Genomic DNA, 16,480 nt, shown 5'->3' with positions numbered 1-16,480 from the left:
GGCCTCCGGCTTCTCGTACCGGCCGGGGGTCCGCCGCCGAATTCCTCACTCGGTGGCATGTTTCCGGTGCGGATCAGCTGGGTGCGGCCTTACCGAATCGCCAGTAGCCGGTGAAGGTGACGTCCGCCTTGGGAATTCCCCGCTCGTTCACCAGATGCCTGCGCACTCCCGAAGCGAGTGCCTGCTCGCCCGCGATGAACGCGTACACGCCGGTGCCGGGCAGTTCGGCCTCGCGGACCGTGGCCGTCGCCAATGCCCCGATCTTCGCCGCTTCGTCGGTGCGTGGCAGCCAATGCACCGTCACGCCTTCGGGTTCGTCCAACTCCTGAACGTCATCGATGTGCGGGATCTCGATGTACGCCGCGCCCCGCAGATCTCGAGGTGCCGACCGCAGCACACCCGCGATGGCGGGCAGCGCGCTCTCGTCACCGACCAGCAGCGACCAGCTTGTGTGGTCCGGCGCCTGATACATCACGCCTTCGTCGAACAGACCGACCGTGGTTCCGGTGCTGACGTTGTTCGCCCATGCCGAGGCCGGACTGTCATCGCCGTGTGACACGAAATCGATATCGATCTCTGGATGCGCACCGAACTGCCCGGTGCCCGCGGGGCGGAAATCGCGCACCGTGTAGTTGCGCACCAGCGGCCGGGAGTCCTTGCTCATCATCAGATACTGGGCGTACCAGAGGTTGTTCGCAGCCGTCGGGAGGCGCAGTTCGCTCTGCTGCGGGCGGCGCAGGAACAGCCGGAACCACTGGTCGTAGCCCATCGAGGTGAAGTCACCGAGGTCCGCTCCCGCGACGGTCACACGCACGAAGTGCGGGCTCAGCCGTTTGCTCGCTACGACCTCAGCGGTGCAGATCCGCCGGTCCTCCGGCTTGACGTACTTGGTGCGCTTGGCCATGCGGCTTAGGTTAGCAAGCCCTAAGTTGATTCGGGTGTGAGCAGGCTGACGCACCGCGGCGGTGCGCGGTCTGAGAGTCTGGAGGCGTGAACCCGTCAACAGCACAGGCCCAGGTCGTCGTCGACGAGCTGGCGCGCGGGGGCGTCCGAGATGTCGTGCTGTGCCCAGGCTCGCGCAATGCGCCGCTGGCCTTCGCATTGCAGGCCGCCGACGCCGCCGGACGGCTGCGGTTGCATATGCGGATCGACGAACGCACCGCCGGGTTCCTCGCGATCGGCCTCGCCATCGCCTCCGGCTGCCCGGTGCCCGTCGTGATGACCTCCGGCACCGCTGTGGCCAACCTCGGTCCTGCTGTGCTCGAGGCCAATTACGCGCGGGTGCCGCTCATTGTGCTCAGTGCGAACCGGCCGTACGAGATGCTCGGCACCGGCGCCAATCAGACCGTCGAACAGCTCGGCCTGTTCGGTAGCCAGGTGCGCGCGACCATCAGCCTCGGGCTGGCCGAGACCGACGATCCGAGCGGCGGATACGACCAGCACAACAGCGTCTGGCGCTCGGCGGTCTGCCGGGTGCTCGCCGCCGCGCGCGGCACCCGATCCGGCAATGCGGGGCCGGTGCATTTCGACATCCCGCTGCGCGAACCGCTGGTTCCCGATCTCGCCAAGGGGGAATCGCTGCCGCAGGGCCGCCCCGACGGCAGCGCCTGGACCGCGACCCGCTACGCGACCCTCGACGTCCCGCTCGATATCGATCTGACCCCCGACACCGTCGTCATCTCCGGCCACGGTGCCGGCCTGCGTCCGGAACTGGCGCAGCTGCCGACCGTCGCCGAGCCGACCGCCCCGATGCACGGCCCCGCGCTGCATCCGCTGGCCCTGCCCCTGTTGAAACCGCGGCAGGCGATCATCACCGGACGGCCCACCCTGCATCGTCAGGTCTCGAAGGTGCTGGCCGACCCCGATGTCACCGTATTCGCGCTGACCACCGGCCCGCGCTGGCCCGATGTGTCCGGCAACGTCGTCGGAACCGGCACCCGCGCGGTCACCACGGGGCAGCCGCGCCCGGAATGGCTGGCGCACTGCCGAGACCTCGACGCCAAGGCGAGCGAGGTCGTGCGCGACGAATTGGCGGGTCATCCCAAGCCGACCGGCCTGCACGTGGCGGCCGTCGTGATGGACGCCCTGCGCGAGGGTGACCAGCTGCTGCTCGGCGCCTCCAATCCGGTGCGTGACGCGGCGCTGGTGTCGTCACCTCGTCCGGGCGTGCGGGTGCTGTCCAACCGTGGCGTCGCAGGCATCGACGGCACCGTCTCCACCGCGGTCGGCGCGGCCCTGCACCACCCGGGTCGCACCATCGCGTTGATCGGTGACCTGACCTTCCTGCACGATGCGGCCGGGCTGTTGATCGGGCGGGGCGAGCCGCGGCCCGCCGACCTGACCATCGTGGTCGCCAATGACGACGGCGGCGGCATCTTCGAACTGCTCGAACAGGGAGATCCGCACTACGCGGGCGTCTTCGAGCGGGTCTTCGGCACCCCGCACGGTATGGACCTTGCGGCCCTGTGCGCGGCGTACCGCATACCGCATCAGCAGGTCACGCCGGAGAAGCTGGCCGTCGAGCTTGGCGGCAACGCGCACGGCATCCGGGTGCTCGAGGTGGTGACCGAACGGTCGAGCCTGCGTGAGCTGCACGCGACGGTACGCGCCAAGATCCAGAGCTGAATCCGGCGCCGCGTAGCGGTGCGATCAGGCCGGAGGTTCGGTCTCCTCGTCGTATTCGTCGTCCATCGGTACCGAGATCGACTGCTCCAGCAGGTCGGCGGGGTCGGCGTTCCAGTTGTCGCGGGTGTGGAGCTCGGCGCCGTCAGGGGTGTCGTCCTCGGGCTCGACCAGGACGGACTGCTCGGCCAGATCGGCGGGGTTGGCGGCCGGGACCGGGTCGGGTGTACTCGGGATCATCGTGGGCTCCTCTCCGCGAATGCCCCGCGCGGTGCCGCGGCGGGGCGGACAACAGTCCAACGATGTCGAGCATGCTCCGCTTACCGCGATCCGGCAACCAACCCCGATGACCAGGCGTTTGCGTGGCTGCGATGAATTCGGGCGAGCCGTCTCGTCTCAACGACTGGACGCCCATCACCCCTCGCCCCAGGAGCCACGATGACACCGGAGTTCGATTTCGCGCCCGCCGCCGCCGCCCTGGCAACCGTCGTCGCCGGCATCACCGACGACCAGCTCGACGCCCCGACCCCATGCGCCGACACCACGGTGCGCGATCTGCTCGCCCACGTCGTCGACCTGACCGAAGCTTTTCGCCAGTCGGCGACCAAAGAAGCGGTCGGCGGTTCGGTCGCGCCGACGACGGGTCCGGAGAATCCACTCGTCCCCGACTGGCGTGCGCGTATTCCCCGGCAGCTCGACGCGCTGGTCCTGGCCTGGCGTGAGGGTTCGGCCTGGGACGGCGACACCGAAGCCGGTGGTGTCAGCATGCCCGCTATCGTCATGGCCCGCGTCGCCCTGGACGAAGTGGTGATCCACGCGTGGGACCTCGCCCGCGCCACCGGCCAGGACCTCACGGCGACCGACACCGACCTCGGGATTCTGTTGGAGTTCCTGCACGGCACCCCTTCCGAAGGGACTCCCGGGATGTTCGGGCCGGTCGTTTCGGTCGCCGAGGACGCGCCGCGTCTGGACCGCGTACTGGCATTGACCGGGCGTGCGGCGAATTGGTCGGTGGAGACAGGTTCGACGGTCTGACATTCCACCACGGCGGGAGCGTCATCATCGGTTCGACGGGGTCGGCGCCCAAAGCCGACGGCCGCGTACGCTGGCTGGGTCATGCTGGCCCTTCTTTTCGCACTCGCCGGGTTCGCATTCATCGATTCCATGGATCTGCTGCTCGTCGGGGTCACCACGGCGATCGTGTTCGACAGCAAGCTGGGGCGTCGCTCGCCGGTTCCGGGTGGGTTGAGTTTCATCGCGGGCGTTTTCGCGGTCACCACGGCCTTCGGCCTCTTGGCCGTGCTCGGGATCAACTTCCTCACCGGATTGTTCGATTTCCGGCTGACGCCCACCATCCGGGCCTGGGGTGAACTGGCAATCGGCATCGCACTCATCGCCGTCGCCTGCCTGCCCGCAGGCGCCCGCGCCGAACCCCCGGCCTGGGCGACGGCATTCCGTCGAAAACCTTGGTTGCTCGGCATCGTCGGCGTCGCCATCGGGCTTGCGCAGGCCCCGACCGCCATCCCGTATCTGGCCGGGCTTGCGATGATCTCGGCCCGCGACCCGCTGCCGACGCTGTGGCCGCTGATCATCGTCGCCTACTGCGCCCTTGCCCTGCTGCCGCCGCTGCTCGTCCTGGCGCTGGCCACCCGCCGCACACCGACCGCCCAGCGGATCTATCGGAAGGTGGTGCGGGTCCTCACCAGCTACGGCCCTCTCTCGGTCCGCGTCATCTTCGTAATCCTCGGCATCGCGTTGCTTGTCGATGCGGGCATCCATTACGAGCACCTGTGGTGAGCCACGCGGGTAACCAAGGCAACACAGATGCGAGCGCCGATGCGGCGTCGGCGCCGGTTAATGTCGGTGGCGTGGCGAAAACACACTCGGTCCGGGCCTCGCTGGACAAGCAGCCCAATGAGGTCGCGGCGATGTTCGACGAGGTCGCGCAGAAGTACGACTCCACCAACATCCTGATCTCCGGCGGCCAGGACTGGTACTGGCGGCGCGAGACCCGCAAGGCGATCGCACCCCGCCCCGGCGAGCGGGTGCTCGACCTCGCCGCGGGTACCGGGGTGTCCACCGCGGAGTTCAGCAAATCGGGTGCGTGGTGCGTGGCGGCCGACTTCTCCCAGGGCATGTTGCAGGCCGGTCGATTCCGCGACGTACCGATGGTCGCCGGGGACGCGATGGCGCTGCCCTTCGCCGACAACTCCTTCGACGCCGTCACCATCTCCTACGGTCTGCGCAATGTGGCCGACCCGGATCTGGCCCTGCGGGAGATGCTGCGCGTCACCAAGCCGGGCGGACGGCTGGTGATCTGCGAGTTCTCCACGCCCGTGGTGCGTGCGTTCCGCGGTATCTACATCCAGTACCTGACCAAGGTCATGCCGCAGATAGCGCGCGTGGCCAGCAGCAATCCCGAGGCCTATGCCTACCTCGCCGAGTCCATTCCGGACTGGTCGAATCAGCGTCAGCTCGCGCTGCGGATCGCCGATGCGGGCTGGTCGGGAGTCAAATGGCGCAACCTCAGCTTCGGTGCCGTGGCGCTGCATCGGGCCTACAAGCTGGGGTGATGCACGTCTCACCGACGTGAACCCCTGGTCACGGCCGGAAAATCGGCGGTGAGCAGAAACGTCATCTGCCGATAACATCGGGCAAACCTGCCGAAACCGAGCGCAGCAATGATCGGTGGCATGTCCGATGCGGCGACCAACCGGCAGCCGGGCACGACCAGGACGGCGTGCTCGTACTGCGGCGTTGGCTGCGGCATCACCGTCGAGACCGGCCGCGACACCTCGGGCGCCACCGTGATCGCCAAGGTCAGCGGCGACAAACTGCATCCGTCGAACGCGGGCAGGCTGTGCACCAAAGGCGCCACCCACGCCGAACTCATGCGCGCCGAGGGCCGCATGAGCACCGCCTACCGCCGTGACGGCCGCGACGAGACGCCCACACCGATCGACGTGGACGCCGCGGTCGCCGAGGCCGCCAGCCGCCTGCGCGGCATCCTCGACCAACACGGCCCCGACGCCATCGCCCTCTATGTCTCCGGGCAGATGTCGCTGGAAGCGCAGTATCTGGCCACCAAACTGGCCAAAGGCTATCTGCGCACCGTGCATATCGAGGCCAATTCCCGGCTGTGTATGGCGAGTGCGGGCACGGGCTACAAGCAGTCACTCGGTGCGGATGGACCGCCCGGCTCGTACGACGATATCGATCACGCCGACCTGTTCTTCGTCATCGGCGCGAACATGGCCGACTGCCACCCCATCCTGTTCCTTCGGATGGCCGACCGCCTGAAGTCGGGCGCGAAGTTGATCGTGGTGGATCCACGTCGCACCGATACCGCGGCCCGTGCCGACCTGTTCCTGCAGATCGCGCCGGGTACCGATCTCGCTCTGCTGAACGGGCTGCTGCATCTGCTGGTCGAGGCAGGCGATATCGATGCCGATTTCATCGCCGAGCACACCGAGGGCTGGGCGGCGATGCCGGAGTTCCTCGCCGACTACCCCTCGGACCGGGTCGCCGCGATCACCGGCCTGGCCGAGGACGATCTGCGCACCGCGGCCCGCTGGATCGGTGAGGCCGGTGAATGGATGAGCCTGTGGACGATGGGCCTGAACCAGTCCACCCACGGCACCTGGAACACCAATGCCCTGATCAATCTGCATCTGGCCACCGGCGCGATCTGCCGTCCGGGTAGCGGGCCGTTCTCGCTGACCGGTCAGCCGAACGCCATGGGCGGCAGGGAGATGGGCTACATGGGTCCTGGCCTGCCGGGCCAGCGCAGTGTCCTGTCTCCTGCCGACCGGACGTTCGTGGAATCGGCGTGGGGCATCGCACCGGGCACCCTCCGCGCCGAGTCGGGGCCAGGCACCATCGAGATGTTCCGTGGCCTGTCCGCGGGCAGCATCAAGGCGGCCTGGATCATCTGCACCAATCCCGTGGCCACCGTGGCCAATAGGAAGACGGTCATCGCGGGCCTGGAGGCCGCCGAGTTGGTGATCGCCCAGGACGCCTACACCGAGACCGCCACCAACGCCTACGCCGATCTGCTCCTGCCCGCCACCTTGTGGGCCGAGGCGGATGCGGTCATGGTGAATTCCGAACGCAATGTCACCCTGCTGCAGAGTTCGGTCGAACCCGCGGGTGACGCTCGCCCGGATTGGCAGCTCATTGCGCAGGTCGCCACCGCAATGGGATTCCCCGGCTTCGATTTCACCTCCAGCGCGGAGGTTTTCGCGGAGTTGCGTCAGTTCGCCAATCCGGCGACTGGTTACGACCTGAGCGGGATGAGCTACGAACAGCTGCGCGAGGGGCCGATGCAGTGGCCGTGCCCGAACCCCGAGCAGCGTCGAAACCCGATCCGCTACGTCAACGACGGGGTGAGCCAGACAGAGTTCGTCGACGCCGATGGCCACCGACCGCGTCTGGCGTTCCCCACACCGAGCCGTCGCGCGATGTTCTGGCCGCGGCCGCATCTGCTGCCGGAAGAAATGCCGGACGACGACTACCCGTTCCTGCTCAATACCGGCCGGCTGCAACATCAGTGGCATTCGATGAGCAAGACGGGCCGGATCGACAAACTCAACAAGCTCAATGGCGAACCATTCGTCGAGGTCCACCCCGACGACGCACGCCTACTCGAATTGGCTCCCGGTGATCAGCTCGAGATCACCTCGCGCCGTGGCCGGGCCGTGCTTCCGGTCCAGATCAGCGACCGGGTGCGGCCGGGCGATTGCTTCGCGCCTTTCCACTGGAACGACGAACAGGGTGAGTATCTGACCATCAATGCCGTCACCAACGACGCCGTCGACCCCGATTCGTTGCAACCGGAGTTCAAGGCCTGCGCCGTCGCGTTGCGCCGGGTCGCTCCGGTCGCGCGGCCGACGCGGGAAGCTCCGGTCGCGCAGCCGGAATCGACGCCGCCGAGTGGCACCCATCCGTTGGCGGCGATGCTCGGCCTTGATGCGCCTGCCACTCCGACCCTGAGCGAGACAGAACGGATCTACCTCGGCGGCTATTTGGCGGCCCTGCATTCCCTTCCGGTCACCGGCCAGCCGGTGCTGCCCGCGTCGGCGCCGCTCTCGCCGCAGAGCAGGCTGTGGGTCGACGGAATGTTGGCAGGTATGTATTCACGTGGCGTCGCTGGTGATTCGATGCCCGCCGAACCTGTCTCCGAACCACGGCCGGTGACGGTGCTGTGGGCGTCGCAGACCGGCAATGCCGAAGAGTTCGCGGCGATGGCCGCGCAACGGCTGACCGAATCCAGTTTCGGCCCGCGGCTGCTCGATATGGATTCCTGCGAGCTGAGTGCGTTGACCGGCGACGTGCTGGTCATCAGCAGCACCTTCGGCGATGGCGGTCCACCCGACAATGGCAACGATTTCTGGGTCCGCCTCGACGACAGCGCGGCCCGGTTCACCGGTATGCGCTACGCCGTTTTCGCGCTGGGTGATTCGTCCTATGACGACTTCTGCGGACACGGCCGCAAACTGGACGAGAAGTTCGCCGAACGCGGTGCGACCCGGCTGCTGCCGCGGGTGGACTGCGAACCCGATTTCTCCGATGCCGGCCAGGCGTGGCTGGATGAGGTGATAGTGGCACTCGGCGGGGCAGACAGCGATCCGCCCGCGGGGTCCTCCGGCTCGAACCCGCCCGATTCGGCCGGGTTTCCTCCGCCCACCGGAACCGGCCGCGCCGCCACCGCCGTGCTCGATCGCACCGTCACCACCGCGCCCGCACCACAGCCCGCACGCCGCACGCCCGCACCGTTCAGTCGCAATGCCCCGTTGCGTGCACCGCTGGTGCGCAATGACGTGCTGACCACCGCGGACTCCTCGAAAGAGGTGCGCCGGTTCGGTTTCGATCTGCGCGGGCTTGACGCCGGATACGAGGTCGGCGATTCGCTTGGGGTGTGGCCGACGAACTGCCCGTCACTGGTGGACGAATGGCTCGCCGCGGCCGGTCTGGACGGCCGCTGGAACGTCGAGGTCGACTCGGCCGAGCTGCCATTGGCCGAGGTGCTGCGCACCCGCTACGACATCACCAAGATCTCCCACGATCTGTTGGAGTTCGTCGCCGGACGCAATCCGGACAAACGGTTGGCCAAACTGCTGCGGCGCGACAACCGCAATGAGCTGGCCGGGTATCTGTGGGATCGCCAGGCCGTGGACGTGCTGCGCGACTTCCCGGTGCGGGCCGATCTGGTCGATTGGTTGGGTGCGCTGAAAAGGCTACAGCCGCGTCAGTATTCGATTTCGTCGAGTCCGTTGATCAGCCCGGATCAAGTGGAGTTGACCGTCGGCGTGGTGCGCTACGGCGATCCGGCCGCCGCGGGGTCTGCCGCCCGTCGTGGTGGCGTCAGCTCGACGTTCCTCGCCGACCGTGCCGACGGCACCGAAGTGCCGATCTTCCTGCAGCGCGCCCCGCATTTCCGGCCGCCGCTCGACCCGAGCGTGCCCATGATCATGGTCGGCCCTGGCACGGGTATCGCACCGTTCCGCGGGTTCCTGCACGAGCGTCGCGCACTCGGTGCCACCGGGCGCAACTGGTTGTTCTTCGGCGATCAGCATGCCGCGCACAACTTCTACTACCGTGCCGAGCTGGAAGATATGTTCCGAACCGGGCATCTGTCCCGTCTCGATCTCGCATTCTCCCGTGACCAGCGCGAACGGATCTACGTCCAGCACCGCATGATCGAGCACGGCGCTGAACTGTGGTCCTGGCTGCGCGAGGGCGCCCACTTCTACGTCTGCGGCGACGCCGCCCGTATGGCCAAGGATGTCGACGACACCTTGCTCAAGATCGCCCAGATCCACGGCAAACTCGACGAAGACGGCGCCCTCGCCTTCAAGAAGCAGCTCGTCGCCGAAAAGCGTTACGTCCGCGACGTCTACTGAGCTCGTCAACCGCCGGCTGTCGGCCACGTGCCACCTCTCGGGTATGCCGAATGGCACATGAGCGAGGGGCTACTCGCGTGATGCCTCAGCCATGTGCCGCTCGACGATCACCTACCCAGCTGCCTGAACGTAGTGAATTAGTACGACCGTCCTCATTAATATCCACGCTAGTGGGATATTGACGCCAGCACGCCGCAAAATTTACAGTACAGTCGTCCACATAGTTTGGAGGTATGCGAGATGCGGGCAATACAGCAGCGGGAATGGGGCGGTCCCGAGACGTTGCAGCTGGTCGAGGTGGAGCAACCGCAGCCCGGGCCGGGCGAGGTGTTGGTGCAGGTGGTCGCGGCCGGGGTCAATCCCGTCGACTACTACACGCGCGAAGGCCACGCGTATAACCGAGTGCTCACGCTTCCGTTCATCAACGGCTGGGACGCGGCAGGCGTCGTGAGCGCGGTGGGCTACGGCGTGACTCGATTCCAGCCCGGCGATCGGGTCTTCGGTATGCCGTGGTTTCCGCGCGAGGCCGGCGCCTACGCCGAATACGTCACGGCCCCGGCACGCCACTTCGCGTTGATGCCCGACGAACTCGGTTTCGTGGAAGCCGCCGCGCTGCCGCTGGCCGGTCTTACCGCGTGGCAGATGCTGGTCGACGTGGCGAATGTCGCCTCGGGGCAGCGGGTTCTCATCGCGGGCGCCGCCGGCGGGGTCGGCCATCTGGCCGTTCAGGTCGCCAAGGCGCGCGGCGCTTACGTCATCGGCACCGCCCGTGCCGTCAAACACCCGTTCCTGCGCGAGCTCGGCGCCGACGAGACCATCGACTACACCACCTCGGATGTGGCGACCGAGGTACCCGATGCCGATGTAGTGATTCAGATGTTCGGCGGTAAGCATGGGCTCGCTGCCCTCGAATCATTACGCCCCGGCGGGATTCTGGTCAGCGGCCAGGCCGCCTGGACGCCGGGCCTGCACGAACGTGCCGACGAGCTCGGCGTGCGCGCCGCGGGCTACCTCGTAGATCCGGACGATGCGGGGCTGGAGGCCCTGGCCGATCTCGTCCGCACCGGACGATTGCGTGTGCACGTCGACCAGGAACTGCCGCTGGCGGAAGCGGCAAAGGCTCATGAGCTCGTCGCGCGGGCCACAACCACGGGAAAGATCGTCCTGAATATCGCCGACGCCGCGTGAGGCGTCACGTGGTCGCCACGGTGGCCAGCCGGGCATCGATCATCCGACGAGCCTGCTCGTAACGGGCGGGATCGTCGAAGAGTAACGCGTCCTGTGCGGCCAGCCTGGCGACCGCGTCCAGCTCGAAGGCGAGATCGGCGGGATCGATGTCCGGATCGATCTCGCCGAGCGATATCGCCTCGGCGACAGTGGATCCGTACAGGCGCAGCCAGTCCTGCCGAGCCGCGGCGAGGGCGCCGCGCACCCGCCCTGGGCGCGCGTCGAACTCCGAGATCGTGGACAGGAAAAAGCATCCGCCACTGAAGATGGGTTTGGCTGCGTAATCGATCCACGACTCGGCCAGTGCGCGCACCCGACGCATTCCCGCGGGCGCTCGCCGGGCGGGTTTCACCACCTGCGTGGCGAACACGTCGATCGCGGCCCGCACGGTGGCCAGCTGTAGTTCCTCTTTGGATCCGAACTGCGCGAAAACCCCGCTGTTGCTGAGTCCGAGTTCTGCGGACAGTCGCCGAGTCGACAGGCTTTCCAGCCCTTCGACCGAGGCGATATCCATCGCTCGATCCAGGATGGCGCGCCGGGACTGTTCGCCACGGCGCACGCGGCCGTCGACCTTGCCGTTGCCAACCATGCCGTCCACCTTCCTCCCCCGAGCAAAATAATAGTACAACCGTCCACTTATCCCTGCGGACGCCGCAGACGTGGTGACGAGTGGTACCCGGCTGCGGGGCCTTCTCGCGAAATGCCGCAGCCGGGTACCACTCGTGCTCCTACACCGCCGGCGGGTTCAGGCGGGTGAAATCGGGGAGGCGGTAGTACGGGTAGTAGGGGTAGGGCGGGGTGACGGCGCTCGCCTTGTCGAGACGGGCGATCTGATCGGCGGACAACTGCCAGCCGATGGCGCCGAGGTTCTGGCGCAGCTGGTCCTCGTTGCGGGCACCGACGATGACGGTGGCGACCGTCGGGCGGGTGAGCAGCCAGTTCAGTGCGATCTGCGGAACGGTCTTGCCGGTCTCGGCGGCGATCTCGTCGAGGACGTCGACCACATCGTAGAGGAGCTCTTCGTTCACCGGCGGGCCTGCCGCGGCGGTCTGATGCAGGCGGCTGCCTTCCGGGAGCGGGTGTCCGCGACGGATCTTGCCGGTCAGCCTGCCCCAGCCCAGCGGGCTCCAGACCACCGCACCCACGCCCTCGTCGCGGCCGAGCGGCATGAGTTCCCATTCGTAATCCCGCCCGACCAGCGAGTAATAGACCTGGTGCGCGACGTAGCGGGTCAGGCCGTTGCGGTCCGCGGCGGCCAGCGATTTCATCAGCTGCCAGCCCGCGAAGTTCGATGCGCCGAGGTAGCGGATCTTGCCCGCGCGCACCAGATCGTCGAGTGCGCGCAATACCTCGTCGATCGGGGTGTGCGCATCGAAGGCGTGTAGCTGGAACAGGTCGATGTGGTCGACTCCGAGCCGGCGCAGTGAGGCCTCCACGGCACCGATCAGCCGGGACCGGCCCGAACCCGCGTCGTAGGGGCCGGGTCCGGTGGGCAAGCTCGCTTTGGTGGACAGCAGGAGTTGATCGCGCCGCCCCCGGATGGCTGCACCGAGCACCTCCTCCGAAGCGCCGTCGGAATAGACATCGGCCGTATCGAACATGGTGACGCCGGCCTCCAGGCTGATATCGACCATGCGCCGCGCTTGGGCGGCGTCGGTGTCACCCCAGGCGCTGAACAGTTCGCCGCGGCCGCCGAAAGTACCCGCACCGAAGCTCAACGCGGGGACGAGCAGACCTGAGGCACCCAACCGCCGGTACTCCATGACAACTCCTAAAGGGTCTATAGTTCCGTTAACGGATTCGAACATACACCCGTTCGAAGATAAATGAAACTGGAGTCCCGTTATGACGGAAGATTTAACCGCCCCGGGGTCGGTTCGCCCAGGTGGGCGCACTGCCAGGGTCCGTGCGGCCGTACTCGGCGCTGCCGGCGATCTGCTCGCCGAACACGGATTCGCCCACCTGGACCTGGCCGAAGTCGCCGCGCGCGCCGAGGTCGGCAAGACCACCGTCTATCGGCGCTGGCGCACCCCCACCGGGCTCATCGCCGATCTTCTGGTCGATATGGCCGAACAGTCACTTCCGCGCGCGGACACAGGTTCCCTGCTCGACGATCTCACTGCCAATGCTCGCCTGGTCGCGAAAACTCTCACCGATCGACGCCAAGGCCGCCTGTTCCGCGCCGTCATAGCCGCAGCCACCTGCGACGAAACCACCGCCACCGCCCTGCGCCGGTTCTACGATGTCCGGCTCACCGAGTGGTCGGGGTGCGTCACCGACGCCATTGCCCGCGGGGAAGCCCCGCCCGGAACAGACCCTCGCGCTGTCCTCACGGCAGTGTCCGGCCCGCTGTACTACCGGATGCTCGCCAGCGGGGACCCGATCGACGAATTCGCCGTCCGTGCTGCCGCGGAATCGACAGCTGATGCGGCCGTACGGGGGGTCTACGTGGCAACCCGGGCCCAGATCTCCTAGCCGTCGGCGACGATCCATTCCACGTGCAGCGGCTCGGCCCCCCGATCACCAATGGTTCCGACACCAGCGGGGATGGCCGGCCCGTCCCCGCTGCTCGGGCACACGACCTAAGCGGCCTCGGCGTGCCGAATGATGACGTTGCCGAGCGAGCTCCGTGCGAACACCTGCACCGTGTCCACCGGCTCCGCTCCGACGGGCGCCAGCGTGTTCTGCACGGTGCCGACGGTGGCATCGGTCTCCAGGCGCACCGCACTGCCGGGGCGGATACCGACCTCCAACTCACCGACGGACGTCTCCAGCCGGAGCTCGCCGCGAGTCGCGGCACCGATGCGGATATTTCCCTTGGTGGCCTTCGCGGTCACCGACCCCTGCGGACGCTCGACGGTGATGTCGCCGAGCGCCACCGTCAGCTCGCAGTGCCCGAGCGCGCCGGCGCCACGCACATGGCCGACTCCGGTGGTGCTCGTCAGCTCGGAGCCGGTCGGCACCTCGATGGTCACCGTGATCGCCGCGTTGCCGCCGAACGGAGTGTAGGTGCGCCAGCTTTTCGGCGTCGTCACCCTCAAAGTGCCGTCGGTGAAATCGACCTCGGTCTGCTCGGCGGCGCGCACGTCGGCCTTCTTGGACTCGTCGGCGGGGCGGACCACAACGACGCTGTCGGTGCGGTCGGAGGCGACGACGGTGACGTCGGCGGCCAGGACCTCGACGGTGACGGAGATCGGCTGCGGGGTCTGGAAGGTGTACATGGGCTCTCTCCTCGAGCTCGGATGCCGCTCCCGCGGTCCGTATGCCGCGGTTGCTGTTTCGTTGACGTGATTACTGTCGCGGGAGCAGCTGACACCGACCTGACACGGATCTGACGTCTCATGAGACGCGAGGGTGTCATGTCAGTCGGGCGTCAGGTCGCCGTCAGCGGGGTCGGCGACCGTTCTTCTCGTGAACAGCACCGCCTTCGCGGCCCCCATCGCCTGCCCTGCCCTCGTCCCGATGCTGAGCAGCGAATGGGCCGGTCGGTGCGCCCGCGCGCGGCAGTGTCTGCTCGGCGATCACGCCTTCGCGCAACTGCTCCGCTTCGCCCTGGTCGGCGGCACCAGCAATATCGCCTACCTGCTGCTGTTCCTCGCCTGCGGCGGACTCGGCCCGCTGGCCGCCAATGCCGCGGGCTCGATCGTGAGCACGATGATCGCGAACGAACTGCACCGCAGACTCACCTTCCGTGCTGCGGGCCGTGTCGGCTGGCTCACCGCGCAGTGGGAGGGCGGCGGGCTGGCGCTGGTCGGCCTGCTGATCAGCACGGCCGCCCTGGCCGGTCTCGAGCTCATGGCACCAGGCCTCGGCGAAATCACCCGGGCGGGCGCGGTGCTCGCCATTATGGCCGCGGTCGGCGGCCTTCGCTTCCTTGCACTGCGTAGCTTGTTCTAGTTTCCGGCCTGGATGGACGTCTCCACGTGGAGGTGGGCCAGATCACGCGGTGCGCGGGAGCCGAGATTCTCGGCCGGTCACCTCGGCGTAATGCCCCATCAATTCATCGCAGATGGCGGGCCACGTCCGATGCAGCACCGATGTGCGCGCGGCCCCGGCGAACCTGACGCGCAGGGCCGGATCGCGGAGCGCGGCCACGGCGCTCGGCAGCAATTCACTGAACCGGTCCACCGGCAGCAGATAGCCGTTGCGGCAGTGGGCGATGAGGTCGCGCGGGCCGCCGGCATCAGGGCCGACCACCGGAACACCCGAGGCCAGCGCTTCTTGGACGCCCTGGCAGAAGGTTTCGTGCTCGCCCGCGTGCACCATCACGTCGAGACTGGCGTAAGCCTCGGCGAGTTCGTCCCCGCCGAGTTCACCGGTGAAGATGGCGTTCGGCAGGAGCCGCGTGAGCTTGCCACGCTCGGGCCCGTCGCCGACGATCACCAGCTGAATGTCCGGATCGTGGGCGAGAGCCGCAAGCCGCTCGACATGCTTCTCCGGCGCGAGCCGCCCGACGAAACCGACGATCAGTGCCGACGAACCATTCAGCCACGTCTCCCGCAACGACGCTCGCCGCGCGGAGGGTGTGAACCGCGCGATATCGACCCCTCGCCCCCAGCGATGCACCCGGGGAATGCCATGCAGCGCGAGATCTGCCGCGGCCGCGCTCGACGGGGCCAGCGTCCGCGCGGCACCCTCGTGAATCCGCCGGGTCCACCCCCAGGCCGCGCGACTGGCCAGCCCCAGCCCATAGCTCTTCGCGAACCCGGCCACATCGGTCTGATACACCGCCACCGCGGGCAGATCCAGTCGCAGCGCCGCCCCGAGCCCGCCAGCGCCAAGCAGAAACGGCGAGGCCAGATGCACCACATCGGCGTCGAAATCCGCGATCGCACGCACGATCCCCGGCTGCGGCAGGCCGACTGGCAGCGAGCTGACTTTCGGAACCATCACCGCGGGTACCCGATACACCGGGAAACGCCCGTGGAAGCGTGACGCGGGCGCCTGCCCCCGCAAGGTGTCCGGCGCGACGACCAGCGCCTCGTGCCCGTGCTGGTCCAGATAGTCGAGCACCCTGAGCACGGAATTGACCACGCCGTTCATATTCGGCAGGAACGACTCCGCCACAATGGCTACGCGCACCACTCGAGTCTGGGTGCCGGCCTTCTCACCTCGGCCACACCAACGTGACGTCCGTGCGAAGTTCCGGCGAATACCAACCCGAAGCGGCACTGCCAGGGTCGCGCATGACGGTGTGCCGAGGTCAGACCTTCGCAGTCGACACCGTGACCGGCCGCCTGCTCACCCGCCGTAGAATCCACAGCGTCGGGAGCGCGAGCGCCCAGGTCACCGCGATCACCGACAGGGCGGGCGGTATGGCCACCCGGACGTCACGTCCGGCGACCCGCACCAGGTCGGGGTCGGCGCGGTTGTATTCGACATTGATGTGCTCGCCCGCGGTGAGGTTGGTGGGGTAGAGGACACCGACCTTCGGATTGTGTGTCACTCCGTCGGGGGTCACGTACATGACCGCCGAACGCAGCCTGCCCGCCGACAGCACCTCACCGGTGGTTCGGCCCATATCCGAGGTGATCAGATGGTCGTTGCGCCAGGCCGCCAGTACTAGCAGCCCGACGAGCACGCTGACCACTGTCGCGGCGGTCAGCACGCCGATCCGGGCACGCCGCAGGCGTTGCGGACGCCGCTGCGGATGACTGGTTTCCGACACCGCCACAGGCTACTTGGCATCGCCGTCGCGCGTACTCGGGCCTCGCTCGACCTGATGATGG

15 protein-coding genes are annotated in these 16,480 nt (G+C 67.7%); 8 read left to right on the top strand and 7 right to left on the bottom strand.

Translation table 11 applies throughout. The features are described 5' to 3' along the window. Window positions 1-73: 73 nt before the first annotated feature. Window positions 74-904 (bottom strand): siderophore-interacting protein, encoded by an 831-nt coding sequence (locus tag GV792_RS24530; protein ID WP_163826816.1) that lies wholly within the window; start codon window positions 902-904, stop codon window positions 74-76. 86 nt (window positions 905-990) lie between these two features. Here GV792_RS24530 and menD point away from each other — a divergent pair, with 86 nt between their 5' ends. After that, window positions 991-2,625: a 2-succinyl-5-enolpyruvyl-6-hydroxy-3-cyclohexene-1-carboxylic-acid synthase gene (menD, locus tag GV792_RS24525; RefSeq protein WP_163826814.1), complete on the top strand. Its 1,635-nt coding sequence runs from the start codon at window positions 991-993 to the stop codon at window positions 2,623-2,625. Window positions 2,626-2,649: 24 nt separating this feature from the next. Here menD and GV792_RS24520 read toward each other — a convergent pair whose 3' ends face one another. Then, on the bottom strand, window positions 2,650-2,862 hold the full coding sequence (locus tag GV792_RS24520) for a hypothetical protein (RefSeq protein WP_163826812.1): 213 nt from the start codon (window positions 2,860-2,862) through the stop codon (window positions 2,650-2,652). Between the two features lie 198 nt (window positions 2,863-3,060). On the opposite strand from GV792_RS24520, the gene GV792_RS24515 reads away from it, so the two are divergent. The 5 genes from GV792_RS24515 to GV792_RS24495 all read left to right on the top strand — a co-directional run bounded on the left by GV792_RS24515 (window position 3,061) and on the right by GV792_RS24495 (window position 10,712). Then, window positions 3,061-3,657, top strand: coding sequence for a TIGR03086 family metal-binding protein (locus GV792_RS24515; protein WP_163826811.1), 597 nt, complete (start codon window positions 3,061-3,063; stop codon window positions 3,655-3,657). A gap of 81 nt (window positions 3,658-3,738) precedes the next feature. Then, a complete protein-coding gene (locus tag GV792_RS24510; RefSeq protein ID WP_163826809.1) occupies window positions 3,739-4,419 on the top strand; it encodes a GAP family protein in 681 nt (226 codons plus the stop codon). 71 nt (window positions 4,420-4,490) lie between these two features. Next, window positions 4,491-5,195: a demethylmenaquinone methyltransferase gene (locus tag GV792_RS24505; protein WP_163826806.1), complete on the top strand. Its 705-nt coding sequence runs from the start codon at window positions 4,491-4,493 to the stop codon at window positions 5,193-5,195. A 120-nt stretch (window positions 5,196-5,315) separates the two neighbouring features. Continuing rightward, the gene (locus GV792_RS24500) at window positions 5,316-9,524 is read left to right on the top strand and encodes a bifunctional nitrate reductase/sulfite reductase flavoprotein subunit alpha (protein WP_256673880.1); all 4,209 of its coding nucleotides are present in this window, start codon (window positions 5,316-5,318) and stop codon (window positions 9,522-9,524) included. Window positions 9,525-9,764: 240 nt separating this feature from the next. Further along, window positions 9,765-10,712 carry an NADP-dependent oxidoreductase gene (locus tag GV792_RS24495; protein ID WP_163826802.1) on the top strand — a complete coding sequence of 316 codons (948 nt, stop codon included), beginning with the start codon at window positions 9,765-9,767 and terminating at the stop codon, window positions 10,710-10,712. 4 nt (window positions 10,713-10,716) lie between these two features. Here GV792_RS24495 and GV792_RS24490 read toward each other — a convergent pair whose 3' ends face one another. Continuing rightward, the gene (locus tag GV792_RS24490; RefSeq protein WP_163826799.1) at window positions 10,717-11,340 is read right to left on the bottom strand and encodes a TetR/AcrR family transcriptional regulator; all 624 of its coding nucleotides are present in this window, start codon (window positions 11,338-11,340) and stop codon (window positions 10,717-10,719) included. Between the two features lie 139 nt (window positions 11,341-11,479). Next, on the bottom strand, window positions 11,480-12,514 hold the full coding sequence (locus GV792_RS24485) for an aldo/keto reductase (RefSeq protein WP_163826797.1): 1,035 nt from the start codon (window positions 12,512-12,514) through the stop codon (window positions 11,480-11,482). Window positions 12,515-12,596: 82 nt separating this feature from the next. Here GV792_RS24485 and GV792_RS24480 point away from each other — a divergent pair, with 82 nt between their 5' ends. Next, complete coding sequence (locus GV792_RS24480) at window positions 12,597-13,226, top strand: TetR/AcrR family transcriptional regulator (RefSeq protein WP_163826795.1); 630 nt, start codon at window positions 12,597-12,599, stop codon at window positions 13,224-13,226. Window positions 13,227-13,333: 107 nt separating this feature from the next. On the opposite strand, the gene GV792_RS24475 is transcribed toward GV792_RS24480, so the two are convergent. Then, window positions 13,334-13,972 (bottom strand): DUF4097 family beta strand repeat-containing protein, encoded by a 639-nt coding sequence (locus GV792_RS24475; RefSeq protein WP_163826793.1) that lies wholly within the window; start codon window positions 13,970-13,972, stop codon window positions 13,334-13,336. 241 nt (window positions 13,973-14,213) lie between these two features. Here GV792_RS24475 and GV792_RS24470 point away from each other — a divergent pair, with 241 nt between their 5' ends. After that, a complete protein-coding gene (locus GV792_RS24470) occupies window positions 14,214-14,648 on the top strand; it encodes a GtrA family protein (protein ID WP_163826878.1) in 435 nt (144 codons plus the stop codon). A 42-nt stretch (window positions 14,649-14,690) separates the two neighbouring features. On the opposite strand, the gene GV792_RS24465 is transcribed toward GV792_RS24470, so the two are convergent. Beyond that, entirely contained in the window at window positions 14,691-15,833 is a 1,143-nt protein-coding gene (locus GV792_RS24465; RefSeq protein ID WP_163826791.1) for a glycosyltransferase family 4 protein, read from the bottom strand. A gap of 121 nt (window positions 15,834-15,954) precedes the next feature. After that, entirely contained in the window at window positions 15,955-16,419 is a 465-nt protein-coding gene (locus GV792_RS24460; protein ID WP_163826789.1) for a DUF3592 domain-containing protein, read from the bottom strand. Window positions 16,420-16,480 lie beyond the last annotated feature (61 nt).

It is taken from the genome of Nocardia cyriacigeorgica, from assembly GCF_010868145.1.
Classification (GTDB): Bacteria; Actinomycetota; Actinomycetes; order Mycobacteriales; family Mycobacteriaceae; genus Nocardia; species Nocardia cyriacigeorgica_D.
This window is presented reverse-complemented; position numbering and strand designations above follow the sequence as displayed.